This window comes from Streptococcus didelphis DSM 15616, from assembly GCF_000380005.1.
Classification (GTDB): domain Bacteria; phylum Bacillota; class Bacilli; order Lactobacillales; family Streptococcaceae; genus Streptococcus; species Streptococcus didelphis.
This window is the reverse complement of sequence record NZ_KB904200.1, coordinates 1-24,707: the sequence shown is the minus strand read 5'-3', so window position 1 is coordinate 24,707 and position 24,707 is coordinate 1. Positions and strand designations below refer to the sequence as shown.

Here is a 24,707-nt window from a genome sequence, read left to right as displayed (position 1 = left end):
AAGTGACACAAGGAGGATTAAGTTCCAACGAACAAATCTTCTTGGATGCTGAACAGGCTACAGTTATTGCAAGTGGTCTAGTATCAACTGCTGAAACTGCTTTAGAAGAGATTAAATCATCCGCAAAAACAGCTGTAGAAGAAGCTGAAGAACTTTGGAACACCACTAAATCAATGCCGTTTAGGGTGATAGAGTTAACTGAAGCAGAACTGGCAGAAGCTTTTGCAGAAGGTGGTGTCATTTATGATAGTATAGTTATGAAAACAGATAGTCATTTTTACAAGAAAGTCACAAAGGCAGAAGAATTAGTAACCACTTATACAACTCTTAAGAGTGATATTCAATCTGGTGTTGAAACTATGTTGTCTAAGGATAGTGAACTAGCTGGGGATTTCAAAGCATGGGAAAATTAGATTCTAAAGATGATAAACTCATGACTAGTCAAAGGGAGTTAGAAAAGTTGGAAGATGATTATCATCATAAAATCATGGTTATCTCAGATAAATTCTTTGAACTAGAAGTTAAACGTTCTGAATTTAAAATGATGCTTCAGGATACTTACGAAGCAACTAGTCATAATCTACGCCAAGATGATGTACTTAATGAAGAAGCTTTTATGACTATGAATCACATTATTGATTCCTTTCAAAGTGATTTCGATACGGAATATGCTAAAGAGCATAGTAGATTAACAGCCTTAGAAGAAGCAACTAATCAAGAGTACTACAAAAAGCGACAAGTACTTGAGAGTAAGATAGATCAACTGATGTCAGAAAGGAGAGACAATGGGAATTGCTAGTGATTATATTTTTTCAGAAGCCTCGGATTATATCACTGGCAAAAAAGATATCAAGGCTCTTAAAAAGAAACTTTATAAAATGCTAGTGACAGATGTCTATGCGCCACAAATAAAAAGTAAGCGAAGAAGCATTGCTTCTACTTATGATGAAGAGATAACGACTACTGCAACTAACGCAAAAGCCAGTATAACATCCATATCAGGACAAATAGACACAGCTATCAAAGGACAATTTAGAACCAAAGTTGAAACTGTGCTTGAAACAAACAATACAAAATATGATGCGATTTAAGAAACATATTTAAAAAAGATAATTTAAAATGGTTAGGGCTAAACAGCTTAGCTCTTTTTAATAACCAAAACTTACATTTTTTAGGGACAAATGAAATTCCTCTTTAGATATGCAAAAAAGCCTTATTTTAAAGGCTTTTTCTCGTTTTCGCACTATGCCCCCTACAAGTAACAAAAGGACTTTAAAGTTAATTAATAAATAAAAATATCTAGTAGTATCAAGGGATTTATCGATTTTTGTTTTAAAAAAGTTAAAGCTATTTCTTGTTTCTAGAACAAATCTAGAACAAAAGTATTTTTTATAGAATTTTTAAAATAGTTAGTTATTGTATAAAAAATATTTACAAATTACTATGATAGGATATAAGTCAGATTACCTTAATGCAAAAATAAAGGATTAGTATGAGCCTGCTATTAGACTAGTTTTTTATTTTATTATAACATTAGATTATTTTTGAAAAATAGATAGACAAAAAATTTCTTTAGTAGTACAATGAAAGCGCAAACAATTTATTTAGGGATAGAAAGGGGGTTCTTTTATAAAATATATATTTCCTAAATAAAGCAATAATTCATTATCAATCAAAGGGAGAAATTTATGAAAAGTATAAAATATTTTACTGTTTTATTAGGAACCTTGTTAATAGTATTAGCTCATACAGCTCCATCAATTGCATATGCAAGTGAAGTGAATAATACAGTTACTCAATAAGTAACGAATGAAAATAACGTTATTACCCATGATTTTATTGATGGTAATGGAACTATTACTAAAACTATTATAGAAGATCAGAATAGTAACAAAATAACAGAAATATATTCCGATGAAAAATTTGTATATTTAAAAGTAACTGCTGAGGGAAATACAGAAACTCAGGTTTTTTCTAAAGAATATATTGTGGATCCACCTATTAGAGTGAAGAGAGCTACTGAGATGATAGGAGGTTGGTATCCAATAGCACCTTGGGAATATACTGGAATTGCTGTTGGTAAAAATGTTTTTGCTGCTTTGACTAATGTTGGGGTAGGAGCTATGGCAAGTGCCGTTGCTGCTGCATTTGGAATTACAAAATATGCTGCTTCTTTTCTATTATCTTATATGGGAGCTTCTTACGCTTCAACAGGTAGTGCTTTAGCAAATATTTTAGATGCAAACGGGAACGGCTGGATTGGTTTATATAAACGTGCTGCAGCTAGGTATCCTAATGGACCAGTGGAAGTGTACCTTCATAAAACACTCTAGGAGTATGAAATGAAAAATTATAAATTGTTACAAGCGTATTGTTTTGTAGTAGCAATATTATTTCTAGGTACATCATTCTACATTTTTGGTTCCCAACATACTTTTAAATTAAATTGGTTTGTGTTACTTATAATTAGCATTTTGTATTTTAATTCTGAGAAAATTTCTAACATACTTAATATTAAAATATTTTATATTTTATTGCTAATATTAAGTTATATCTTAAGTAAATTTTTTGACAAAGAATTTTTTAAAATAAATATTAATTTAATGGTTGCTATCATAATTTTTTTAATCTTTCTAATTTCTTTTATTGCTATTTATTGTCTTAAAAAAAGAGAATAAACGACTAGGAAAATCAAGTTGTTTCAGACTGAAGACAAAGTCCTTAGAAAATAAATTCTAAGGACTCTTTTGCTGACTTCAGGAGTATAATAAAAGAAAAATCCTGTGAGATATCACTATGCTTCATTGGGAAATACGACTTTCTTTTTTGTTTGCGTTGTATTGCATTTAGTTATACAAAGATGATTTGAGGTGATATAATGTCAACAGTAGCAGTAAGAGTTGATGATCAATTAAAAGATGATGCTACAGAACTTTTTCAATCCTTAGGGTTGGATATGAGTACAGCAGTAAAAATGTTCTTGATACAATCGGTTAAAACTCAAAGTATTCCTTTTGAGATAAGGAATAAGTCATCTATTAAAGCAAATAATCCAGATAGTTTAACTACTAAGTATGAAAAGGAGCTCTAAGTATGAAAAAGAAATTATTAGGATTAATTGTTTTAGCATTATCAGTAATATTTTTGGTTGCATGTTCAAATAACTCTTTAAATGGAAAATATTATAAAGTATATGATGGTGAAAAAACATTAGTATTGGAAATTAAAGGTGATTCAGGAATTTATCATAATGATGGAAACTTTGAAGTAAGTAATATTGATACTAAAAATAAAAGTTTTGTACTCGGGGGTAATTCTACTAAATATACTATTTTATATGATATAAAAGATGATGGCAAGTTGAATGTTGATTTAGGAAATTTTTATAATAATGCATCTGGTAAGGAGACATATTACAAAGAAGGTAGTAAAGCTTTAAAAGATGCTTTAAAAAATAAAGACTAGATAATAATTTCTAGTCTTTTTATGTTGTCATCAATAATAGTTTAATTTTTGCTATTTCTTTTGCTTGTTTATCAGTAATAGTGTTTGAGTTCCAAGCATACCAAAGAGTCATGCCTTTATTATAATAAGCCCAAATTTTTATATTTGGAAACTTTTGTTTTATTTTATTTTGAATTTTTATATCAGCTAGATTGGGAATCTGAACATTTGATACAAAATTTGACTTTGAGATATAGTAAGAAAATTGTAGAATTGGATCAATATTGAGATTTATATAATTAGTTTCAATATAATCTTTAAATTTCTCTATTTCTAATCTGATATTTTCTTCATTTGTACGTGTAAGATATTGTAAACATATAGTTTCTAAATAAGACTTTGGAGCATCTGAATAGTAATTAAGCCATTCAATTAATCTTATATTTAATGCTTCTGCAGAGACATTTAATAGTTTAAAAATATCTTGGAAATGTTTTTTTTTGTAGTAAATAAAATCAATAAGTAAAATATCTGGCATTAAAATACTAGCTGAAAAAATATCTGCTTCGATTTCGACTTGATTCTTATTATCTTTAGATTCTAAAAAAATATTGCCCTTATGTTTAAGAAGAATATGACCTAATTCATGACATTTTGTAAAATTTTGTCTAGATATTGGATTTACTTTTTCATAATGAAGTGAAGTACCTTTTGAATTGGTGATAGTCATTCCCGAAATATTGGACTTAGTAAAATGTAAAGGTGAAATTTTGATTTTTTTAAAATTGATAATATAATCAAGAAATTCTGAAATATTGTAATTATTGAAATTTGAGTTTGTACATTTTAAGTAGTTGTAGGTGTATTTATTTGCAGTAGTCCAAATATTATTATAATTCATTTATTCTTCAAATAATTTATCTCGTTCTTTTAGAAACTAATAATAGGGGGGTAATATAGGACACACTCCTTAGAACCCTTATTTGTAGGGAACCTAGGGAATTGCAAAAAAGACACAAAGTGAGGAAATAAGGTTTGATAGAAAAAAATCAGATTACAGGGCAAGAAATGAAACAGATACGTAAGGAACTTGATTTTAATCAAAAACAAATGTCAGGATTACTTGATATAAAGCTTAGCACATATAAAATGTATGAACAAGAAAAAAGGAAACTTCCTAAGGAGGTAATTGAGCGTTTTTTTATGATTATGTCTCGTCGTTCAGGTCATTCTTTAGAAGGTTCTATCGACTGGTTAAAAATAAGGTTTAAAACTCTTGATTATGAATCAATAATAAAAGAAGTTATGAAGATGAAGGTATCTGATTTTTATGATAGTGATAAAACATTTTATGGTTATCAAGATATGATTACTTTTGGGAATATTCGTATTTTATTTTCGCATGATATTGAAAAAATAAATGAAGGAACATTGGTTGAATTTACAGGTCTTGGCTGTCGTGAATTTGAATCTATTTTATTAGAACAAAAAAGGGAGTGGTGGGAATTTTTTCAATCGGTATTTGAATATGCAGAAAATCATAGAAATTTTCTAGAGTTAGAAGATTTTCTAGCTTTTAATCGTTTTGATATTGCTTTAGATGAATTATATAAAGAAGATGGTTCAAATGTAGATCTACATGACTTAAGAAAACGGATTAGTGCAGGAAAGATAAAAGTAAATATTGTCGATAACATTTTATTTGATGAAGGTCTTAAACGAGTTAAAGGAGTATTTGTTAATAGTGGTTTAACTATTTATTTAGGTAGTCGTCAATCAGATGTTTTTATCAGATTTTATGAAAAAGATTTGGAACAGTCTTTAGCATTGAAGGTAGTACCTGAATATATTCATGAAGTATTAGGTCTGAAAAATCGTTATGAAATTGAACTGCATGCTAAAAAAGCTTTTCAAGCTGTATATGATTATATGCTGGGTGAAGATTTAGCAGTAATGGGTTGTAGGATTTTGATTAATTATTTAGATGTTTACAATTGGGATGACAGTTTAGATTTAAAATGGCAGTCTTTAGTTGGTTTGTATGGCGGTTATAAATTTGTAACTAAACCAAGAAGATATGATTATTCACGTTCTAAAAAATGGATTTCACGTTCTGCTGGTGGGACATTACTTCTTATGAAATTTGAATCTGTATTAGAAAAAAGGGATTTGGTTAGTGATGTCCTTGAAGAAGCAGTATTCAATGAAAAACAGGAAAAAGTAGCACGTATGATGGCAGAAAAAAAGAAATTGAATTATGAGGAGGTGTTAGATATTGCTAAAGGATATTAAGAATAAAAACGGTATGTTTTATCGTGATCTCCCTGATTATTTTCAAGAGTATCATTTGGAATTTAAGAATTTTGAGGATATTAAAGAATTGATTGATTATTGGGGATTGATTTATAGAGGAGAGCCTAAAGTTGATAATCGTCAGTTAATTGATTTTATGAGAAAACGAAAAGTTAGTGAAAAACAAAAAGCAGAAAGGATATTGATTAAACAAGATCGTATTAAATTAAGAAGTAAAGAATTTAATGCTTTAGAGATACGAAAAATAAAAGATATGTCTTTGGAATTGAAGTTAATTGCTCAAATACTTTATAGAGCAAAATTATGTGAGATAGTGATTTGAGGAGGTATTCATGGGTAAATTTTTAGTGGTAAATGACTTTGATCTAACAGAAATTGGTTCTAAGTTTGAATTGGAAGAGGTTAGAGATAATGTTGACAAAGTAACAGGAGAAATTATAGGTCATTATTATGATGTTAAGGTCTTAGATGGTAAGTTTAAGAAAAAACATTTAACAGTACGTGTAGATGGGTATAATCGTTCAATTACTAATGAAATGATAGTTAATTGTAATCAATTGATAGTTAATTTTGAGGATATGAAAGTTTCTTCTGTTCAGCCTAGAAGATTAGAAGGATTACGTGTTTTTTATGTTGCTTCTAAGGTGAATATAGTTGAGGTGGTTCATGATGATTAGAAGTCCAACTTATTATAGAAGAGTTGATGATAAAAGTAATGATATTTTTCAAAAGGTTAATATCTTAATATTATTTAAACATGCTCTTAGATTTTATGTTAAAATAAAATAAAAACGGAGAAGAACGATGGTTGAAAACTCTATAAAAAAAATGGAAATTAGAGATTTAGATATTGCAGATTCTTTTTTTGATTCATTGCGAAGTGATTATGCTGGATTTGACAGTTGGTTAACAAAAAAAGGCTTTGAAGAAGCATATGTACAGTTTGATAATTTAGGGCTATTGACAGGCTTCTTATATTTAAAAGATGAAACAGAATCTAATAATTTGATTTCACCACAATTTTCTCTAAAAAGACGTTTAAAAGTGGGTACTTTTAAAATTTTGGCACACGGAACAACCTTGGGTCATCATTTTATTAGAATAATTTTAACAGAGATGTTAAGAAATGGGCATGATTTTGTCTATGTTACTGTTTTTTATAAACAAAGGCAATTGATTGAACTTTTTGCAAAATTTGGTTTTCAACAGTGGGGGACTAATAATAATGGGGAATTAGTATTTTTCAAAGATCTCACAATATTTAATGACATCTATAAGGACTTTCCTAGAATAAATATTTCAGGTGATTCGAAGCAATATTTATTAGCTATCAAACCAGTATATCATACAAATATGTTTCCAGATTCAAAGTTAAATACTGAGAGAACCCATGTGGTTCAGGATCTATCTGTTACAAATACATGTGAGAAGATTTATATTAGTTCAATACCTCAAATCCGTAATTTTGTTAGTGGGGATAACCTTGTCATATATAGGACTGCTGAGATGGGACGACCAGCAGAGTATAGCTCGGTTGCTACTACGATTTGTACAGTTAAAGAAGTAAAAAATATTAGTTCGTTTAGAAACAAAGAGGACTTTCTTAAATATTGTTCAAAAGGTTCAATATTTTCTGTTATTGAACTTAATAAGTTTTGGGAAGATCAATATCCTAAATTTATTATCAAAATGTTGTATAATGTATCTTTAACTAAACGATTAACTAGAAATAAGTTAATAAATGAAGTTGGTATAGAAAGAGATCAACGTTGGTCATGTATTGAGTTGTCCAGAGAACAATTTCAAGATATTTTAGAAATGGGTGAAGTTTGTGAAAGCTTTATTATCGATTAAACCGCAATTTGTAAGAGAAATAATAGAAGGAGGAAAAAAATATGAATATAGAAAAAAAATTTTTAAAAGAACTGATATTACAAATATCGTAGTTTATGCTACAAAGCCATATGGTAAAGTAGTAGGTGAAATTGAGGTAGGTGAAATTATTGAAGAACAAGTTGAAAAATTATGGGAAGAAACGTGTAGTTTTTCAGGAATTTCTGAAGATTATTTCTATGATTATTTTAAAGATAGAGAGAGCGGATTTGCAATTCATATAAAGAATTTTATTGAATATGATAGGCATTTAGAACTTACAGAATATAATTCAAGTATAAAAGTTGCTCCACAGTCTTTCTGCTACATTGAGGATTATTAATGGAATTTATATTATTAGTTGGTGTTCATGGAGTAGGGAAATCTTATTTGTTAAATGAACTTAGTGAATCAATATCTTTACAAAAAATTTCAATCAGTGATCTAATTAGAAATTCAGGTAAAAAAATTGATCGTGGGAACAAATTAGTTTATAACATTGAAGAGAATCAAGAACTGTGGAAAGAAGAATTGAAAGCATTAACTTTTAATGATGGGGCTTTGATTGTTCTTGACGGACATTTGTCTTTATTAAATCAGGAAGGAGTTATTAATGAACTTCCTCTTTCAACTTTTAACGGAATAAAAATAAAAAAAATCATATTAAAGTGTGAGAAATCAGAATTAATTCAAGAGCGACTTTGCAGTCGAGATGGAAAGAAATGGAATATTGATTTAATTACAAAGTTCCAGCAAGTTGAAAAAGCCAGAGCGGAATTATTTTCTAAGGAACATAACATACCGCTGTTTATTTATGAGAACAAGAATCAATTAAAAAAACTTACTTCGTTTATTTCTGAGTAGAAAATATTTAAGGTAATTAGAACTCCTTCTTTGGAGTTCTTTTTTACTGGAGAAAGTTATGAAAATTAAATATTCAATTTTAGGAAGTTAATTTAATATTAGATAGCAAAAGAAAGAAGATAGGAGAAAATAAAAAATGCAAAATGTACGTTCAGAGTCAGATAAAAAATTATTAAAAGTAGCACAGGAATTTTCAGAGTTGCTTAAAACTCATAGTTATGATGCTTCATGGGAAAAGGCTGGTGAATTAAACAGTTTATTGAAAAAACGAGATGACTTGACGTTGCCAGGGTATATGATTGATATGATTGCTCAACATTTAAAATCTTATTATTATCAAAACAATGTTGTCAGTAAGGCGCATAAGTCAATGTCTGCGATTGGTCATAAATTGGAAGAATTCAAGTAAGGGTCAAGAACAAGTTTATAGCTTGTTCTTTTTTTGTTACTTAGAGAGGAGTTTCAATAAGAAAGGTTTTATCTTTATTTTTTGATAAAAAGGAGAAGATATGAATATTTTTAGAAAAAAACATTTAAGATCTTTGGTTAATTCTATTTTAGCGGATAAAGATTTAATGTTATCGCTTTTTAAAGAATCAAGTTGGTTAAAGGAGGAAATGGAGTATGAAATTTATAATTTTTTAACTGATATAAAATACTTAGACCAACCAAATAGTACAAAATTTACATATAGTGATGTATCTAAGATTTATGACACATTGTTGATTAATAACAAAATTAATTATTATTATAATGATTTGTCGGTTGATATGTTATTTGAATTTATTACTAACTATGGATTTGATAGTGAATTAGATGAGATTAATAAATCTGTTGTTCAAGATATTTTTACCAAAAACTTAGATATTATAGGTAAACGTTATTTAGAAAAATCATTTGGCGTTGATTTGAAATATTTAGAATTTTATATTACAGAAAAATTGAGTTAAAGAAATAGCAAAAATGAAAGAGGGTGAAGGATGTTAAGAGCTTATATTATTAATCCAAAGAATAATAAAGGGGGATGGTTTACATTCCCTTTGTACTTTGGGAAATTAACTAGAATTGGTCATACCGGAAATTATAATGATTATGTAGAAATCAGAAATGTTGAAGGTTTTGATAATATTTCACTTGGTTTATATGATTTGGAAGATTTGGAAAAGCTTAATAGACTTGCTGAAAAATTGAATAAGGAGGAATGAATTATTGGCAAAAGTATTAGTTAAGAAAAGATGGTTAGATTTACCAGTTACAGATGATAAACTTAGTGAACTTGGTTTAAAGGAGATATCATTAAATGATCTAATAACACCTGTCGTTAAATTTTTTGATAAGACATATGAAAATGTTGCTTTAACTCTAGCAGAGGTCAATGAATTATATAGTATCTGTCAGAGTAGTCAAGTAACAGAGAAACAGTTTGAAGCTTTTAATTATTGTTACGGTTTAAAAAAATATTATCTGTTAGAGAATGTGACTTTTTATAAGTCTAAAGAAGATTATGTTAATATTATTTTTGAAAATGATGATTGTTTGAAAGTTGCTGATAATGGTATTGTTTTAGAAATTATTTAGGGAGGGAAAATGATTGCGACTATTAGAACTCGTGAAAATGGAATAAGTCAACGGTTGTGTGAGTTAGATATTATGCAATTTACCGAAAGTCAAGTAAGAGATCGTATGGAAGAGAGAGGTATCAGAGATGATACTTTTTTTGTTTGTGGTTTTACTGACTGGGGAATTGATAGAATCGTAACTTTAAGTGAATGTTACCTTTTAAAAAAATGCATATGTGAACTATATGATAATGATGATTATATTATTTGTCATCTTTTAAAAAAGGGTTTATCTGTAACTGAAATTATTACTCAATATTATGTTTATTTAGGTAATGATGAAATTATAGTAATGCAGTCTTTATTAAAGCATGCAGATTTTAATTCTGTTATTGATTTTTTCCATAAGTCAGGAACATGGGTTAATGCAGTTAATGCTTATATTGAAGATGGTCTATTATTGAATACAGCAAAAGGTTTTTATGTAAGAAAATAGAAAGGAGTAAAGGTGGGAATTGTAGCAAAGATAACATTTATTTTGATCATATTATGTTTGTTGATATTATCTTTAGATATTGATTATGTTTATAGTATTTTTAAAAAGTTTGAAAAGATGTTTATTCCACAAAATAAAAATGATCAGAAAGTGAGACCATTTTTGTTTATATTTTATATAGGTTGTTTATCAATAGCTTATAATATTATATTTATAATCTGTAGAATTTTCAATTACTGAAAAGTTATTAATTTATCAATTATTATTCGTAAAGAACTTTATGTAAATATTGCTAATTCATGATTTTCTTATATCAAAATAAAAACTTGTACAATATATTGTCAAATGATATAATGATATAAAGATATTTTATAAAGAGGTGAGTTAGTTATTATGGAAGCAGTTGTTTATTCAACTTTCAGGAATAATTTAAAAGATTATATGAAAAAGGTAAATGATGAATTTGAACCTTTGATTGTAGTTAATAAAAATCCTGATGAAAATATTGTTGTTTTATCTCAAGAAAGTTGGGAAAGTTTACAAGAAACTATTCGTATGATGGAGAATGATTATTTATCTCATAAGGTTATTGATGGCATGTTACAAGTTAAAGAGAAACAAACTCTCAAACATCATTTGATTGAGGTAGAAGATGTTTAATTTTACTGATGAAGCATGGAAAGATTATGTTTCTTGGCAACATGAAGATAAGAAAGTTTTGAAACGTATTAATCGTTTGATAGAAGATATTAAGAGAGAACCTTTTGAAGGTATTGGAAAGCCAGAACCATTGAAATACCAATATTCAGGTGCTTGGTCTCGAAGAATTACAGAAGAACATAGGTTGGTTTATATGGTAGAAGATGGAGAAATCTATTTTTTATCTTTTAGAGACCATTATAAGTAGAAGTAGTCACTTTAAAATAGTGGCTGCTTTTTATTAACTAGAAAGGAGTTAAATGAATATTGTAATTAAAATAAAAAAGTTGCTATTGAGATACACAAAAAAAGAAAAAGGAGGGAAGCAACCAAAAACAAAAGAAGTTAAACAGAAGACCGCAAATTTTGTTGTTTATGGCATTTTAGGGTTATTATTTATTGTAGGATTTTTTGGATCTTTAAGAGCTATTGGTTTATCAAGTCAGGTTAAAAGCTTAAAGGAAACAGTTATTTCTGTTAAGGAAAATACAAAGAATAAATCATCTGAAAATTCGCTAGATCTATCAAGAATACAGTATTACATGAATAATTTTGTTTATACTTATATTAATTACTCTGATGACATAGCACAAAAGCGCAAAGAGGAACTAGATAACTATTATTCATTTTCAACTGCCTCTTTAACAGATGAAATTAAAAAACCCCGTATTTTAAAGACACAGCGTTTAATTAGTGTTGAGACTAAAAGTAATTATAAAGTAGCTTTAATGAGAATTGGTTATGAAGTCGAGTCAAAACCATATCAAATGATTCTTGCAATACCCTTTAGAATAAATAATGGTTTATTAGCAATTGTCAGTCCACCTTATACACTTGCAGAAGACTTATATCAAGGAAAATCAAAGACTTTTGAAAGAAAAACGCTTGATAAAGTCAAGGCATTGTCTAAAGAAGATATCTCGTCTATTCAAAAATTTTTACCAATCTTTTTTGATAAATACGCTTTAAGCAGTAAAACAGATTTGAAATTGTTAATGAAAGATCCTGAACTTATGGGAAATAATTATAAGGTTAAGGAGCTAGATACAAGCAATGCGATTTATTATCAAGATAAAAATAAAAAAGCTGTACAAATTACCGTTAATTTTGAAGATTTGGTAACTGGTGGAGTACGATCAGAAAATTTTACATTGTATTTAGTTAAAAGTGATAATGGTTGGTATGTTGAAAAATTATATCATTATTTTAAATAAGAAAAAGAGGTTATAAAGAAATGGATTTAGTAAGAATGAACAGTATAGCTTTAGCAAGTGGTCCAGACGTTTCTGGGCTAAAACAATTTTTTCAGGGGGATGGTATTTATTTAATCAGTGTTATTTGTGCTTTTATGGTTATTAAGAGTTGGAAAAATGCGGATTGGCTAAAAGTTGGCTCTATATTAGCTATTTATGCAATTGTTGTATCTTTGTTTAAGGGACAACAAATTTTATCTTTTGTAGGTGGATTGCTTCGTTGGTTTGGTATTGAAACGGGTTTGTGAGATATGGAAGAAGAAAAATATTTTGATTATGCTAGGGGTCTAAATGCGCCTTATTGGATTCGAGAGATAAAAACAGCGAAAGGAAAGCTGGTGTGGTATTTTTCAACACCTATGCAACTTTCTTTTTTTGTTGTTTTCTTTTTAATTTTAGTATTAATGTTAACTTTTTTATCTCCCATAATGCAAATATTAAATCATGTCACCCATTCTATTTCCCTTATTTTGTATTGGTTTGTACCGTATCGCTTATCAAAATTTTATGTCGAGTATGAACCACAAGGTAAGAAAATGCACGTTTTTTTATGGGATTATTTGGTTTATTTAAAAGATTTTGGCTTTAATAAAAAAGGCATTTATCAGGGAGAACGTGTTGAAATTATAGAAGAAATTGTTTTTGAAAAGACAAATATTTGAAAGTACAGAGAGGAGATTGAATGGTAAAAAAGTTGGAATATCCTATTGATAGAATTCATGAAAATTTAGCTTTAAGAAAAGATAAAGTTGTTGTTGCCTACTATCGTATTCCGAACACACCAATTACAATTACAGATAGTGATAAAAAAGATAATCATAAAGAAAAAGTAGCACAGGTTATTAAAAAACTAGCTAAATACAAGAATTTTGATATTTCACTGATACCAAAAGATTATCTTCTTGGTGAAAAAATGTCTGATTTTAGTGATGATTTGGCCTATGATGTTAAAGAATTAGGCATTGAGACATTAAATAATACGGTTGATGTTTTAACATCAGAAATGGAAATACCTTATCAATTTGATTGGATAATTGGAGTCAATTTAGGTAGAGGTAAGATTACTGGAAATTTAAAAGATTATGTATCAGAACAGTTTGATTTTGTTGCTTCAAATGTTGCTGGACTTTTAGGATATACTGTTGAAATTGATGAGGATTGGTATAAAGAATACCTTGAAGAAGAACAACTTATTTATAGTCTTTTAAATACTTTAAAAGCTAAGAAAGTATCTAATGAAGATTTATTTTATTATCAGCGCATGCAGTACTTACGCTATATTCCACATGCTAAAAATGAAGTTACTGCAAATAGGACAATGTTAAATATTACAGATACTTTAATAAAACCTATGGCAGGTGGGTTTTTAAAATTAGCAAGTCCTTACGGAAGTTCGTTTGTAACCATTTTACCTGTGGGAAAATTTAACACTATTTTTAATGGTTTTCATCTAGGAGAATTAGTACAACGGATGAGTTTCCCTGTAGAGTTACGTTTTAAAGCAGAGTTTATTGATCGTACTAAATTAGGTGGCACAATGGGTCGTTCTAATACACGTTATGATCAAATTATGAGAGAAGCCCATTCAACTAATACTGTTCAACAAGATGATATTTTAATGGGAGCTTACTCTTTAAAAGACCTGATGAAAAAGGTAGGAAATAAAGAAGAAATTATTGAATATGGTTGTTTTCTAGTTGTTTCTGCTTCGAGTTTAAAACAATTAAAGCAAAGAAAGCATGCGATATTAAGTTATTTTGCAGATATGAAAGTTGCTGTGCATGAAGCAAGTCACGATACACCTTATTTATTTCAAGCTTTGCTTTATGGTCAAGATTTACAAAAAACAACCCGAAAGTGGAATCATTTAGTCACTAGTCGTGGTTTTTCAGAATTAATGCTCTTTACCAATACTCAATCAGGTAATAAAGTTGGTTGGTATATTGGAAGAGTGGATAATCGTTTAACTGCTTGGGATTCAATTGGTGAAGCTATTATGGGTTCTAAAAATCTTGTCTTATTCAATGCGACAGTCGCAAATAAAGAAGATGTTGCTGGTAAGGTAACCAAAAATCCACATATTATTATCACAGGAGCGACAGGACAAGGGAAGTCTTATTTGGCACAGATGATATTTTTACATACAGCACAACAAGACGTTAGGGTGCTTTATATTGATCCTAAACGGGAATTGAGGGAACATTACTTAAAAGTGGTATCTAATCCTGAATATGCTAAAAAGTTTCCTTTGCGAAAGAAGCAGATTGAGGAAATAAACTTTGTTACACTTGATAGTTCTCTTAAGGAAAATCATGGTGTGTTAGATCCTATTGTTATTTTAGATAAGGAAGATGCTTCGTCAACTGCGAAAAATATGTTGCTTTATCTTTTAAAAAATGCGACTGAAGTTAAGATTATACAGACTACAGCCCTTACAGAAGCAATAAGTGATGTTATAGCTAGACGAGAAGCAGGAGAGATTGTTGGTTTTAATCAGGTTATTGAAGCACTATGTAAAAGTGAAAAAGAAGATATTGTAGATGTAGGAAATTATTTTAAAGCCATTATTAAAAATTCTATTTTGGAATTGGCTTTTTCAGATGGTAATGTCAAAGGACTTTCTTATGAAGAACGTGTTACGGTTTTAGAAGTTGCAGACTTATCTTTGCCAAAAGATGGCTCTGAACATATATCTGATCATGAAAATAATTCTATTGCTCTTATGTTTGCCTTAGGGGCTTTTTGTAAACATTTTGGAGAACGGACAGATGATGAAACAGTTGAAATTTTTGATGAAGCATGGATTCTTATGCAATCATCAGAAGGTAAAGCTGTTATTAAATCTATGCGTCGTGTTGGTCGCTCTAAGTATAATGTATTAATGTTAGTATCTCAATCAGTTCATGATGCAGAAAATGATGATGATACAACTGGTTTTGGTACAGTATTTGCTTTCTACGAAAAATCAGAGAGAGAAGCTATTTTGAAACATGTAGGACTTGATGTTAATGAGAAAAATCTTGAATGGATAGATAACATGATTTCAGGCCAATGTCTTTATTATGACGTCTACGGTAATTTAAATATGATATCGGTACATAATATTCATCCAGATATTGATCTATTATTAAAACCAATGAAAGCAACAGTTTCAAGTCAATTAGAAAATAAATATGCTTCGTGAAAGGAGTTATTATGGATAAAATAAATGATACTTTAATAGCTTCTACCTTTCAAAAAGTCAAAGATGTTGATATTTTTTCCTTGAAGGCGTATATGGAACAAACTAATGAAATGTCAGTAGGTACAGAATTACAAGTAACCTTAACACATATTTTTGTTAATTTTCCTTTCTTTCTACTTAATTTGATTGTCGGTTTTTTTTCAATAATTCTTCGATTTTTTGAAAATTTTAGTTTGTATGATGCTTATAAGCAGACTGTTTTTAATACATCTAAAAACTTGTGGCAAAATATTTCAGGATCAGGCAATTATAGCAATTCCCTACTTTATCTTTTAATTGCTTTATCTGCTTTCTCAATATTTATCTCTTTTATTTTTTCAAAAGGTGATTTCTCAAAGCGATTGATACATTTATTTCTTGTGATCTTATTAGGACTTGGTTATTTTGGTTCAGTCCAATCAACGTCTGGTGGGGTTTACATATTAGATACGGTGCACAATGTGGCAAATTCCTTTAGTAGTTCTGTTACTCATTTAACGATTACGGATCCAGATAATAGCAAACAGAAGCTATCTCAAAAGACTTCTGTGGCAGATGATTATATTATGAAGACGTCTTATACGGCATATTTATTTGTCAATACAGGGCAATTAAATGGCAAATATCATAATAATCAAACAGATAAGGATGAAAATTTAGATAATCAAAAAATTTTAGGAGAGTATGACAAAAATGGGAAATTTATTACTCCTAAGAGTAATAAAATTTTGGATTATACAGATTATTTGGGAGATGGTGCTTTAAAAGGTAATGAACGGAATCGCTGGGTGTCAGCCGTTAGTGATTATCTTTGGTTGAAATCAATTTATGTTATTTTGAAGATTATAGAAGCAGTGATTATTGCGATTCCCTTGTTATTAATTCAATTGATTGCCTTTTTAGCAGATGTTGTTGTTATACTACTGATGTTTTTATTTCCATTGGCACTACTAATCTCTTTTTTACCTAAAATGCAACACGTAGTGTTTAATGTCTTAAAGGTAATGTTTGGAGCAGTCTCATTCCCAGCTTTGACTGGTTTTTTGACTTTAATTGTTTTCTATATACAGTCTATGATTGCTAACTTCATTAAATCTAAATTTACAAATGATAGTTTGGTTGGAAGTAGTAATCTAAAGGGTCAGTCCATTTTATTTATGTTATTTATTACGATTGTTGTTCAAGGTTTAGTTTTTTGGCAATTATGGAAACATAAAGAAAAATTTTTGACCTTAGTTTTAGGCTCTCAACTTGCACAGTCTGTTAATCATACAGTTGATATGATTGCGGATAAAGCTAATAGTGTTGGTATGTCTCCGCAAAATATGTATGAAAAGGCACAGGACTTATCTGGTATTGCTATGATGGGAGCGGGTTTTGGAGCAGGAACTTTGTTAAATGCGCAGGACAATTGGAATGCACTTAAAGAAGATAGAAGAAAGGATAATGAAACTGAGTTAGATTATGATAATAATGAGGTATCTGATAATTTTGTAGCTAGTCAGAATGATCCAGTGTATGAAAATGATTTAGATTTATCTGAAATAAGTGATGATACTGATATTGAAAATCAAGTATTTTTAAGTAAGGATTATGATAAGGCTATTTTAATAGATGATAAAAACTCTGATGTATCAGATAATGTATTAGAAAGTGGTGGTTTTGAGGAAATAGACTATAGAAGTGGTCAGTCATCTATTGAACAAGAGAAAAATGATAGTAATTATCAGAAACCTGAACAAGCTTTTGATGTAGAGACAGAATATGAGAGACTTAAAAGACAAAAATTATCATCTTTTAAAAATAGAAAAGTTAATCGTTCAGAGACTGAATTAACACATTTTTCAAGTGATAATGATTATTTTAAAGCTCATGGACAAAATGCTTTTCAAAAGGGTTTTAATGCTAGTAAATCAAAAGATGTTCGCTTAAAACATAATTTAAACAGGAAGTCAGAAATTTTAGATGAATTAGCAAGGTTAAGAGGAGATGTGTAAAGTCATCAAAAAGTTGCATATTTTAGTTACCTGGGATATAATAGTAATAGAAAAAGGGCAGTTGCTGGAAACAACTACCCAATGCAAAACCGTTTAAGACGGTGGCTTTGTAATTAGTTAAAAAAATAACCGTTAACTCGACCAAAGTTATAGACGGTTATTTTTTATTGTCATTTTTGAAGATTTTATAGCACAAGCCAATAAGTGCGATAGTAAAGGTACTAAAGCCTAAAAGGGTTTGTACAACTTTAAAAGCTGTCAATATTAGGCTACCTCCTTTCTGTCAGAGTTTGATGAATTGCCCATAGGCCTCACCACCTTTCAGAATAAGTAGCCACCGTCTTAACTTTTCTGCTCTATCATTATAACATATCAGGCTTATTGCTGACTAGTTAAAGGAGGGAGAGTTATTAAGAAAAAATTAGGTTGTTTAGGAGTGCTTATGAGCATTCCTTTTTTTATTGTAATAATAATTATTGTTGTTTTTAGTGGTGGTCAAGGGGATTGTCAAGTTACACCAGATGTATCTTCTCAAGTTGAAACAACAAGTGAGAATGCCTCGAACAGTGACTGGACATATAAGGGATCTGTAGCTAATAAGACAGCTGAAAAGGTCTTTAAAGCGTGGGTTAGTAAAGGTTTGTCTGGTGCTTCTGCTTCAGGAATAGTTGGTTGGGTTAATTCGGAAGGTGGTTTCGCCATGATAGGCCGTGCTGAAGGCCATTATGGAAGTGATCTAAAGACTAACTCAATAGCTTATGGTGTAGTACCAACTGGCCTAGCTTATTATAAAACAGAAGCGGGTGGGGGTATTTATCAGTTTACACCCTATACAAAATATGCTCCCTTAAATGATTCGAAGTGGGAAGATGCAGATGCTATGAATGCATTTGTAATGAAAGCCATAAAGGATGGTGATTGGAATGCTTTAATGGATCTAACAGGTGGTAATCATACTTTTCAGCAAATGGCTCAAATGACTGATCCTAAACAAGCTACTTTAGTTTGGCAGGCTTATGAAAGAGGCAGTGTTGCTCATATCAATCAAGCTCAAAAACAATCAGATGCTCAAAAAGCTTATGACATGTTTAATGGTTCAAAACATCAATTTGATGCCGAAAAGTTTTTGAAGAGTTTTGATAGTAGTTCAAAAACAACTTCATCTAGTAAGAATGATATAACTTCTGATTCTACTGTTTTATCACTTTGTGATTCAGCTAGTAATGCAGTCCAAGGTTTATTTGGCAAAGATAGAACAGGTCGAGTTAATTATAGAGCTTACAATGCTTGGAGACCAGATAATTTACCTGCAGATTTAAAACCATATGCGATTGACCCTAAATCCATAGGTTTATCATATCGTAATTCTAAAGGGTGGAATGCTATAGCTTCTACGGGTGGACAATGTACAGATCTTTCAGCAAGTCTTATGTATGGCCTATGGTTAAAAGGAGGTGTACACCCTAGTCAACGTATGGGTAATGGGAATATGGTTGTCTCTAACTGGGTTAAAGTTTTTGGAGGTTCTGCTGATAGGGTGCCTTCCTCAGGTGCTGTTTTTTCAAGTAAAGGAAGTAGTGAGTATGGTCACACAGGAGTTGTCAGTCACGTATTTGAAAATGGCGATATATTAATTGTTGAACAGAATTTTTCAACCTATTCTGGAGATAATGGTGGTTTTGGCCAATATTCCTGGAATTATAGATATGTAACAACAATAGAGTTGGCTAAAGAAAATTATACTTTTTATAATCCATCAAAAGTTGGTTATCAATTATCAAAAACAATCGGAACGGTAGGATAATAATGAGAGTAAGAAAAATAGTTGCAATACTAGTAATTATATTAGTTTCTGTTTTATTTTATAACTATTATCATCACCATCATAAAGTCACAAAAGGAACTAATGATAATAGTGAAATTGTTAAACGAATTAATAAAAGGCAGAAAACAGTTAAGAAACAAAATAATATAGAAGATGAGGCACGAGATACTTTAGAAAGTAATAAAAAGGTGTCTCAAGATAATTATGAGAAAGTTAAGGAACAAATCCAAATACCTATAAACTATTTGGTTAATGTTAAAAGTCAAGCCGACATTAAAGTAACTTATGATAATAGGTTGTCTATTACTAGTCAAGTTGTAGCAGAATCTATTAAGACAATGCTTTTAGCAGGATACCATTTTAAAATAGATACTTTAAAAGTATATGAAAGTGACGCAACTAATGTTTATCAGTTTACTATTAATTTAGTGACAGATTATAATGATAAATTAAGTCTTGTAGGTAATTATGCTATAGGTACTAATCAATTTGAGTTTGTGAGTCTGCATGGGACTCCAGTAAATGTCATGTTTTAAAAAGTTTTACGAGGAGAAAAGAAATGAAAAAAGAAAAAATTGTAAGTTTAATCACAGTTTCAGGAATGGTTTTGTTAGGAGGTACAGTATTTGCGAATGATGTATCAGATACTGTATCAGATACGAATGGTACTATAGTAAATGTGACAGATCCTGTAGTAGATACTCCGAAAAATCCAGTACCAACACCAAGTACAGATCCAATATCTGATACAACCGAACCAAGTGTTCCAGTACCAACGCCAAAACCAAAACCAGAGTCAGAACCTGATACGCCAAGTATTCCAGTACCAACACCAAGTACAGATCCTATAGATAACACAACGGATCCTAAGCAACCTGATTCTAGTAAAAAACCAGAAGTACCAACAGAAACTAATAAAGAAGTTCCAGAGGTTCCTAAATCAGAAGATATTAAAAAGGCTGAAACAAATACAGGTGCAAGTACAACAGAAACTCCTAAGCCAATAACAATTCCTATAGTAGAGGTTCCTATTGTTACAAATACAGGTCATACAGTTGTTGGTACACAAGATGGAGCAGTTTTTGTGCAAACAGAAACAGGGACTGTTTTAAAATCTGCGGATGAAGTAGGTGCTGTTAAACAAAAAGACGGTACTGTAGCTATAAAGACTTCAGAAGGTAAATTAGAAGTATTACCTTCAACAGGAGAAACTACCAAGACCCTTTTAACAATTTTAGGTGGAATTGCAATCTTAGGTGCTATTTGGATAGGCTTTAAAGATAATATCAAAAAGTTTCTGACTCTTTTTAAGAAAAAATAAAAGTAAGTATAAATTTAGCCATGATTAATTTCATGGCTTTTTTTGTTTTTATTGGGGACTATTATATATAAAAGTAAAGAATAATTGGAGATAGAAAGGAATAAAGTTATGAGAGATACAGTAAATAAAGGTGATTTATTAAAAGAAATGAGTTCATATAAAGCTAGTCAAGTTATTAAACTTGCTAAAGAAAAACTAGTAGAAGACGGTTTTGTTATTTATGAGAACCAAAGAAATGTGGAAATACCACAAGAATATATATTTAAAATTTTAGGGAGAAAAATAGAGAATGGCTAGAGTTAGAAAGCGTGGTAAAACTTATTCTTATGAAATAAAAAGGGCTGGAAAAGTTGTAGCTCATGACAGTGGCTTTAAAACAAAGAGAGAAGCAGATAAGGTAGCCAAAGAAATAGAAGTTCAATTGGATAGTAAATTAGACTATAGGTTACAACCTGAAATGAGTTTGGTTGAATTATTTCAGTCTTGGTTAGATGTTGAAATATTTTCACAAAATATCCAAAGTCAGACAAAAAAGAAGTATGAAAAACGTAAACGAAAAATAGAGGAATTTTTTGGAGATATGAAGGCTTCAGATATTGTAAGGTCAAAATATCAGTCTTTTATTAATTGGTATGGTGAATCTTATGAAATCAATGAACTTGGCAGAATGAATGCTAATATAAGTAAGGCGGTTGAATTTGCAAAAGCTGATAGACTAATGATAGATGATAGATTTTTGTTGAATATAAAATTAAATTCACAAAAATTACCTAAAGAGGATGAATTAAAATTTTTAAAAAGTAAATCTGATTATGATAAAGTTTTAGATTATTTATTAATGTTTTTAGATTATAGGAAAACAGTAGTAGATTTTATTATTTTCATATTGTTTAAGGTTGGTTTTAGACCAGCAGAATGTATCGCTTTAACTTGGAAAAATGTTGATTTTGAGAATCAAGAAATTTTCACAAATAGTAGATGGAATTCTGTTCATCACAAAATTGTACCTCCTAAGAATGATCATTACTATAAAAGAATTAATAGACCGAATCCTTCTGTTAGATATGTACCATTTGATAAAGAAGTAAAGGAAGTATTACAAAAATTAAAAAAACAGCAGGTTATGATATGTAAAGTACTAGGAATTAAGAATGATAATGATTATGTTTTTTTTCAAGCAGGTTCAAAATGGGAATTACCTGACGAATCAACTGTCAATAAACGTGTTAAAAAAATTATTAAAGAATTATCTATTACACCAGTTATTACAGCCTATGGTGCAAGACATACTTATGGAAGTGTTAAAGTTCAAGAAGGAGTGCCGTTAGAAGTACTTGCTAAATGGTTTGGTCATAAAGATACTGCAATGTTAAGAAGTATATATATACATTTACTGGATGAAACAAAAAATGAGTGGTTTGAGAAAGAAAAAAATATCGGCGGGCAAACCGGCGGGCAAACCTAAAAATGACAAGCAAAAAAGCCTTATTTTAAAGGCTTCTTTTCGTTTTCGCACTATGCCCCCTACAAGTAATTAAAACAAATTAAAGTTAATTTATAAACAAAAATATCTAGTAATATCAAGGGATTTATCGATTTTATTTTTTATATTGATTAATATAATTTATTTTTTTTAGAACAAATCTAGAACAAAAGTTTAATTGTATAATTAGTATATTTTACAGAGTAATTAATTTAATTCGATTATTGTGTAAAATATGTTTGTTATAATGGAGATTTTTTTCGTAGATTTTCAGTCTAAAAAAGCTGACAATTCTGTCTGTAATAGTTCATTCATAGCTCTCTATATAGCTGCTTGCAGAGAGCAACTATATGATTTTTGTGATAGGGAGTTACTAAATCTATTCCTTTTTGTGTTTACACAAGATATTTTACACTATCCACATTTAAATTATTGTTGATTATAAAATAAATTTGAAATAATGAATTTTAAATAATGGTTGCAAATTCATTTCAAAAATATTACAATGTAGTCACAAGAGTAAAACGCTTTCACAACTTGTTGGTTTTAAAAGGAGATTTATTTTATGAAAAAATCATTTAAATTAGTAATTAGTGCAAGTACTTTTTTACTGGTTTCAACTATATTTTTGCAAAGTGGTGCAATTTTAGCAGAAGAGATAAATATAAAAAAAGAAATAGATAGCTATGTATTAGGTACGGAAGCTGATGTTATACTAAATGAAATGTTAATCAATGAAGAAGATGATAAGTTTATTAATGACAGCTATGAAGAGTTGAAAAATAAAGTGGAACTATCGGAGAAAATTGTTAATAAAGAAGTGGTTGATAAACAAGGTGATTCAAATGTTAAAGTAGAAAATACTATTGATGATGTAAAAATAGAGCATAATTCTAAAGATGATGTCAATGAAGTTAAAAAATATAATCAAAGTGATGATTCTAAAGAGAAAGTAAGTTCGGGGAATGACTCTGTTGATACATTAGAAGGCAACACCTCCTCAAAAATGAGAATGAAGAGATCGCTAGATGTTATGGAGCCTTTAATTCCTAATTTTGAAGACTCTATCAATTATTACTTATCGAGTTTAACTGTTGATGAAGTTAACGCATTAAAAAATGCTAAAAGTTTTGAAGAAAGAAGTGTTTTACTAGAAAGAATTTTAAATAAGAAAATTGACGAACAATATGCTCTTGGGGAGTTAGATGATTTAAAGAAACAATTAACAGATGAAGAACTGCGTGACCTTTACGAAGGTGACTCAACTCAAGCTTTTGAATCAAAACTTAAGAAGATTTATTTTGATTATCAACAAAGTCTAAATCTTCAGGAGTTAATTGATGAATTAATAGTTTTAAGTACTGAAGATGAGTACAATCAACTTTTGAATGCAAAGTCAGAAGAGGATTTGGCAGAGACAATTGAATCTCTATCAATAAAAAAATCTCAAGAATTGTCCAATCAGTCAAGTACATCTAGAAGAAGAAAGCGATTTGCACCTGCTTTGGTGTTTCCTGTTATTGCTTATGGTCCACAAATTGTCGCCGCGGCTGTGGCAACTGGTAAAGTAATTGCGGCAGCAGCAGCAGTAGGTGTTGCGGCTTATGGAGCGCATCAGGCTTATAATCATTATAAAGTAAGTCATTCACAAGCAAAGTCCAATGCTGTTCAAAGACAACATACTAGAGCTCAAAATGCTTCAAGGTCCAGAGAGCGTTCTAGGGCGAGACAACAGGCTCAAACACAGGCAAGAAATTATTCCAAAACTCCTGCTGGACACTCAGCTGTTAGCCAATTAGCTAGTAACGGAAGTTATTACGGTAATACGTATAATAGACTTGGACAAGTAGCAGCTAATCTATTTTATAGTTATGGTAGTCAATTAATTCCTTCTTATAATTTGACTGGTACAAAACATCAAGTTTTACCAAATGAATCTGTTTGGTCAATATCTAATCAGTATGGAATTAGCATGACTGATCTTATTGCATGGAATGGGATTCAAAATAATTTAATTCATCCCGGTCAGCAACTTCTCGTAAGACCTGATACAATTTCTGAAGATGGTACGAAGCACCAAGTTTTACCAAATGAATCTGTTTGGTCAATATCTAATCAGTACGGAATTAGCATGACTGATCTTATTGCATGGAATGGAATTCAAAACAATCTAATCCATCCCGGCCAACAACTCTTTATAAGACCAACTAATATAACAAACTCTCGTACAAAGGATAAGATTTATAAGGTTCAGTCAGGAGATTCAGTTTGGAAGATTGCGCATGAAAATGGAATAACCATGGATGATTTGATAAGGTGGAATGACATTAGAAATAATACTATTCATCCTGGTCAACA

At 29.9% G+C, this 24,707-nt stretch carries 32 protein-coding genes; 30 read left to right on the top strand and 2 right to left on the bottom strand.

The features are described from left to right. Positions 1–2 precede the first annotated feature (2 nt). The 6 genes from A3GU_RS09825 (at position 3) to A3GU_RS0108660 (ending at position 3,465) form a co-directional block, all read left to right on the top strand. A complete protein-coding gene (locus A3GU_RS09825; protein WP_245537494.1) occupies positions 3–413 on the top strand; it encodes a hypothetical protein in 411 nt (136 codons plus the stop codon). Beyond that, entirely contained in the window at positions 401–799 is a 399-nt protein-coding gene (locus A3GU_RS0108685; RefSeq protein WP_018367146.1) for a hypothetical protein, read from the top strand. The genes A3GU_RS09825 and A3GU_RS0108685 overlap by 13 nt, the downstream gene beginning before the upstream one ends. Then, the gene (locus tag A3GU_RS0108680) at positions 786–1,091 is read left to right on the top strand and encodes a hypothetical protein (RefSeq protein ID WP_018367145.1); all 306 of its coding nucleotides are present in this window, start codon (positions 786–788) and stop codon (positions 1,089–1,091) included. Before A3GU_RS0108685 ends, A3GU_RS0108680 begins: the two co-directional genes overlap by 14 nt. A 933-nt stretch (positions 1,092–2,024) precedes the next feature. Beyond that, positions 2,025–2,333 (top strand): hypothetical protein, encoded by a 309-nt coding sequence (locus tag A3GU_RS10550; RefSeq protein WP_245537493.1) that lies wholly within the window; start codon positions 2,025–2,027, stop codon positions 2,331–2,333. A gap of 545 nt (positions 2,334–2,878) precedes the next feature. Beyond that, positions 2,879–3,091, top strand: coding sequence for a type II toxin-antitoxin system RelB/DinJ family antitoxin (locus tag A3GU_RS0108665; protein WP_018367141.1), 213 nt, complete (start codon positions 2,879–2,881; stop codon positions 3,089–3,091). Positions 3,092–3,093: 2 nt separating this feature from the next. Then, positions 3,094–3,465, top strand: a complete 372-nt coding sequence (locus tag A3GU_RS0108660; RefSeq protein ID WP_018367140.1) for a hypothetical protein — start codon at positions 3,094–3,096, stop codon at positions 3,463–3,465. A gap of 19 nt (positions 3,466–3,484) precedes the next feature. On the opposite strand, the gene A3GU_RS09815 is transcribed toward A3GU_RS0108660, so the two are convergent. Further along, positions 3,485–4,345, bottom strand: coding sequence for an ImmA/IrrE family metallo-endopeptidase (locus A3GU_RS09815; RefSeq protein WP_018367139.1), 861 nt, complete (start codon positions 4,343–4,345; stop codon positions 3,485–3,487). 134 nt (positions 4,346–4,479) lie between these two features. Here A3GU_RS09815 and A3GU_RS0108650 point away from each other — a divergent pair, with 134 nt between their 5' ends. The 18 genes from A3GU_RS0108650 (at position 4,480) to A3GU_RS0108555 (ending at position 17,720) form a co-directional block, all read left to right on the top strand. Further along, a complete protein-coding gene (locus tag A3GU_RS0108650) occupies positions 4,480–5,736 on the top strand; it encodes a replication initiation factor domain-containing protein (RefSeq protein WP_018367138.1) in 1,257 nt (418 codons plus the stop codon). Continuing rightward, entirely contained in the window at positions 5,720–6,079 is a 360-nt protein-coding gene (locus tag A3GU_RS0108645) for a hypothetical protein (protein ID WP_018367137.1), read from the top strand. Before A3GU_RS0108650 ends, A3GU_RS0108645 begins: the two co-directional genes overlap by 17 nt. A 10-nt stretch (positions 6,080–6,089) precedes the next feature. Continuing rightward, positions 6,090–6,434, top strand: a complete 345-nt coding sequence (locus tag A3GU_RS0108640; protein WP_018367136.1) for a hypothetical protein — start codon at positions 6,090–6,092, stop codon at positions 6,432–6,434. Between the two features lie 127 nt (positions 6,435–6,561). Then, positions 6,562–7,611 carry a hypothetical protein gene (locus A3GU_RS0108630; RefSeq protein ID WP_018367134.1) on the top strand — a complete coding sequence of 350 codons (1,050 nt, stop codon included), beginning with the start codon at positions 6,562–6,564 and terminating at the stop codon, positions 7,609–7,611. Continuing rightward, complete coding sequence (locus A3GU_RS0108625) at positions 7,589–7,972, top strand: ASCH domain-containing protein (RefSeq protein ID WP_018367133.1); 384 nt, start codon at positions 7,589–7,591, stop codon at positions 7,970–7,972. The genes A3GU_RS0108630 and A3GU_RS0108625 overlap by 23 nt, the downstream gene beginning before the upstream one ends. Beyond that, positions 7,972–8,493: an AAA family ATPase gene (locus A3GU_RS0108620; protein ID WP_018367132.1), complete on the top strand. Its 522-nt coding sequence runs from the start codon at positions 7,972–7,974 to the stop codon at positions 8,491–8,493. The genes A3GU_RS0108625 and A3GU_RS0108620 overlap by 1 nt, the downstream gene beginning before the upstream one ends. A 136-nt stretch (positions 8,494–8,629) precedes the next feature. Next, positions 8,630–8,902 (top strand): hypothetical protein, encoded by a 273-nt coding sequence (locus A3GU_RS0108615; protein WP_018367131.1) that lies wholly within the window; start codon positions 8,630–8,632, stop codon positions 8,900–8,902. 100 nt (positions 8,903–9,002) lie between these two features. Then, the gene (locus A3GU_RS0108610) at positions 9,003–9,443 is read left to right on the top strand and encodes a hypothetical protein (RefSeq protein ID WP_018367130.1); all 441 of its coding nucleotides are present in this window, start codon (positions 9,003–9,005) and stop codon (positions 9,441–9,443) included. A 30-nt stretch (positions 9,444–9,473) separates the two neighbouring features. Beyond that, positions 9,474–9,698: a hypothetical protein gene (locus tag A3GU_RS0108605; RefSeq protein ID WP_018367129.1), complete on the top strand. Its 225-nt coding sequence runs from the start codon at positions 9,474–9,476 to the stop codon at positions 9,696–9,698. Positions 9,699–9,702: 4 nt separating this feature from the next. Next, a complete protein-coding gene (locus tag A3GU_RS0108600) occupies positions 9,703–10,071 on the top strand; it encodes a hypothetical protein (protein WP_018367128.1) in 369 nt (122 codons plus the stop codon). Positions 10,072–10,080: 9 nt separating this feature from the next. Next, complete coding sequence (locus A3GU_RS0108595) at positions 10,081–10,548, top strand: hypothetical protein (protein ID WP_018367127.1); 468 nt, start codon at positions 10,081–10,083, stop codon at positions 10,546–10,548. A gap of 393 nt (positions 10,549–10,941) precedes the next feature. Further along, complete coding sequence (locus A3GU_RS0108585; RefSeq protein ID WP_018367125.1) at positions 10,942–11,208, top strand: type II toxin-antitoxin system Phd/YefM family antitoxin; 267 nt, start codon at positions 10,942–10,944, stop codon at positions 11,206–11,208. Further along, positions 11,201–11,455 carry a Txe/YoeB family addiction module toxin gene (locus A3GU_RS0108580; protein WP_018367124.1) on the top strand — a complete coding sequence of 85 codons (255 nt, stop codon included), beginning with the start codon at positions 11,201–11,203 and terminating at the stop codon, positions 11,453–11,455. Before A3GU_RS0108585 ends, A3GU_RS0108580 begins: the two co-directional genes overlap by 8 nt. A 52-nt stretch (positions 11,456–11,507) precedes the next feature. Further along, a complete protein-coding gene (locus tag A3GU_RS0108575; RefSeq protein ID WP_018367123.1) occupies positions 11,508–12,461 on the top strand; it encodes a conjugal transfer protein in 954 nt (317 codons plus the stop codon). A gap of 20 nt (positions 12,462–12,481) precedes the next feature. Then, positions 12,482–12,748 (top strand): hypothetical protein, encoded by a 267-nt coding sequence (locus A3GU_RS0108570; protein ID WP_018367122.1) that lies wholly within the window; start codon positions 12,482–12,484, stop codon positions 12,746–12,748. 3 nt (positions 12,749–12,751) lie between these two features. Then, complete coding sequence (locus tag A3GU_RS0108565; RefSeq protein ID WP_018367121.1) at positions 12,752–13,162, top strand: conjugal transfer protein; 411 nt, start codon at positions 12,752–12,754, stop codon at positions 13,160–13,162. Between the two features lie 20 nt (positions 13,163–13,182). Then, the gene (locus A3GU_RS0108560; RefSeq protein ID WP_018367120.1) at positions 13,183–15,684 is read left to right on the top strand and encodes an ATP-binding protein; all 2,502 of its coding nucleotides are present in this window, start codon (positions 13,183–13,185) and stop codon (positions 15,682–15,684) included. 11 nt (positions 15,685–15,695) lie between these two features. Next, the gene (locus A3GU_RS0108555; protein WP_018367119.1) at positions 15,696–17,720 is read left to right on the top strand and encodes a hypothetical protein; all 2,025 of its coding nucleotides are present in this window, start codon (positions 15,696–15,698) and stop codon (positions 17,718–17,720) included. A gap of 157 nt (positions 17,721–17,877) precedes the next feature. Here A3GU_RS0108555 and A3GU_RS10120 read toward each other — a convergent pair whose 3' ends face one another. Then, on the bottom strand, positions 17,878–17,982 hold the full coding sequence (locus A3GU_RS10120) for a putative holin-like toxin (protein WP_018367118.1): 105 nt from the start codon (positions 17,980–17,982) through the stop codon (positions 17,878–17,880). A gap of 180 nt (positions 17,983–18,162) precedes the next feature. On the opposite strand from A3GU_RS10120, the gene A3GU_RS0108545 reads away from it, so the two are divergent. The 6 genes from A3GU_RS0108545 to A3GU_RS09810 all read left to right on the top strand — a co-directional run. Beyond that, a complete protein-coding gene (locus tag A3GU_RS0108545) occupies positions 18,163–19,524 on the top strand; it encodes a phage tail tip lysozyme (RefSeq protein WP_018367117.1) in 1,362 nt (453 codons plus the stop codon). A 2-nt stretch (positions 19,525–19,526) separates the two neighbouring features. After that, a complete protein-coding gene (locus A3GU_RS0108540; RefSeq protein ID WP_018367116.1) occupies positions 19,527–20,081 on the top strand; it encodes a hypothetical protein in 555 nt (184 codons plus the stop codon). A 23-nt stretch (positions 20,082–20,104) separates the two neighbouring features. Beyond that, complete coding sequence (locus tag A3GU_RS0108535; RefSeq protein ID WP_018367115.1) at positions 20,105–20,866, top strand: LPXTG cell wall anchor domain-containing protein; 762 nt, start codon at positions 20,105–20,107, stop codon at positions 20,864–20,866. A 108-nt stretch (positions 20,867–20,974) separates the two neighbouring features. Continuing rightward, complete coding sequence (locus A3GU_RS0108530) at positions 20,975–21,163, top strand: DUF3173 family protein (protein ID WP_018367114.1); 189 nt, start codon at positions 20,975–20,977, stop codon at positions 21,161–21,163. Then, positions 21,156–22,331, top strand: a complete 1,176-nt coding sequence (locus A3GU_RS10545; RefSeq protein ID WP_018367113.1) for a tyrosine-type recombinase/integrase — start codon at positions 21,156–21,158, stop codon at positions 22,329–22,331. Before A3GU_RS0108530 ends, A3GU_RS10545 begins: the two co-directional genes overlap by 8 nt. A gap of 583 nt (positions 22,332–22,914) precedes the next feature. Then, positions 22,915–24,707, top strand: a 1,793-nt coding sequence (locus A3GU_RS09810) for a LysM peptidoglycan-binding domain-containing protein (protein WP_040805696.1), incomplete at its 3' end; no start/stop codon positions are given.

Bases quoted from the DNA above. Each gene is read 5' to 3' on its own strand.
- A3GU_RS0108685 (WP_018367146.1), top strand. From the start codon at position 401: ATGGGAAAATTAGATTCTAAAGATGATAAACTCATGACTAGTCAAAGG.
- A3GU_RS0108665 (WP_018367141.1), top strand. From the start codon at position 2,879: ATGTCAACAGTAGCAGTAAGAGTTGATGATCAATTAAAAGATGATGCT.
- A3GU_RS0108680 (WP_018367145.1), top strand. From the start codon at position 786: ATGGGAATTGCTAGTGATTATATTTTTTCAGAAGCCTCGGATTATATC.
- A3GU_RS0108560 (WP_018367120.1), top strand. From the start codon at position 13,183: ATGGTAAAAAAGTTGGAATATCCTATTGATAGAATTCATGAAAATTTA.
- A3GU_RS0108620 (WP_018367132.1), top strand. From the start codon at position 7,972: ATGGAATTTATATTATTAGTTGGTGTTCATGGAGTAGGGAAATCTTAT.
- A3GU_RS0108605 (WP_018367129.1), top strand. From the start codon at position 9,474: ATGTTAAGAGCTTATATTATTAATCCAAAGAATAATAAAGGGGGATGG.
- A3GU_RS0108570 (WP_018367122.1), top strand. From the start codon at position 12,482: ATGGATTTAGTAAGAATGAACAGTATAGCTTTAGCAAGTGGTCCAGAC.
- A3GU_RS0108575 (WP_018367123.1), top strand. From the start codon at position 11,508: ATGAATATTGTAATTAAAATAAAAAAGTTGCTATTGAGATACACAAAA.
- A3GU_RS0108660 (WP_018367140.1), top strand. From the start codon at position 3,094: ATGAAAAAGAAATTATTAGGATTAATTGTTTTAGCATTATCAGTAATA.
- A3GU_RS0108555 (WP_018367119.1), top strand. From the start codon at position 15,696: ATGGATAAAATAAATGATACTTTAATAGCTTCTACCTTTCAAAAAGTC.
- A3GU_RS0108540 (WP_018367116.1), top strand. From the start codon at position 19,527: ATGAGAGTAAGAAAAATAGTTGCAATACTAGTAATTATATTAGTTTCT.
- A3GU_RS0108585 (WP_018367125.1), top strand. From the start codon at position 10,942: ATGGAAGCAGTTGTTTATTCAACTTTCAGGAATAATTTAAAAGATTAT.
- A3GU_RS0108595 (WP_018367127.1), top strand. From the start codon at position 10,081: ATGATTGCGACTATTAGAACTCGTGAAAATGGAATAAGTCAACGGTTG.
- A3GU_RS0108640 (WP_018367136.1), top strand. From the start codon at position 6,090: ATGGGTAAATTTTTAGTGGTAAATGACTTTGATCTAACAGAAATTGGT.
- A3GU_RS0108630 (WP_018367134.1), top strand. From the start codon at position 6,562: ATGGTTGAAAACTCTATAAAAAAAATGGAAATTAGAGATTTAGATATT.
- A3GU_RS0108530 (WP_018367114.1), top strand. From the start codon at position 20,975: ATGAGAGATACAGTAAATAAAGGTGATTTATTAAAAGAAATGAGTTCA.
- A3GU_RS0108615 (WP_018367131.1), top strand. From the start codon at position 8,630: ATGCAAAATGTACGTTCAGAGTCAGATAAAAAATTATTAAAAGTAGCA.
- A3GU_RS0108565 (WP_018367121.1), top strand. From the start codon at position 12,752: ATGGAAGAAGAAAAATATTTTGATTATGCTAGGGGTCTAAATGCGCCT.
- A3GU_RS0108535 (WP_018367115.1), top strand. From the start codon at position 20,105: ATGAAAAAAGAAAAAATTGTAAGTTTAATCACAGTTTCAGGAATGGTT.
- A3GU_RS09815 (WP_018367139.1), bottom strand. From the start codon at position 4,345: ATGAATTATAATAATATTTGGACTACTGCAAATAAATACACCTACAAC.
- A3GU_RS10550 (WP_245537493.1), top strand. From the start codon at position 2,025: ATGATAGGAGGTTGGTATCCAATAGCACCTTGGGAATATACTGGAATT.
- A3GU_RS0108580 (WP_018367124.1), top strand. From the start codon at position 11,201: ATGTTTAATTTTACTGATGAAGCATGGAAAGATTATGTTTCTTGGCAA.
- A3GU_RS0108610 (WP_018367130.1), top strand. From the start codon at position 9,003: ATGAATATTTTTAGAAAAAAACATTTAAGATCTTTGGTTAATTCTATT.
- A3GU_RS0108545 (WP_018367117.1), top strand. From the start codon at position 18,163: ATGAGCATTCCTTTTTTTATTGTAATAATAATTATTGTTGTTTTTAGT.
- A3GU_RS10545 (WP_018367113.1), top strand. From the start codon at position 21,156: ATGGCTAGAGTTAGAAAGCGTGGTAAAACTTATTCTTATGAAATAAAA.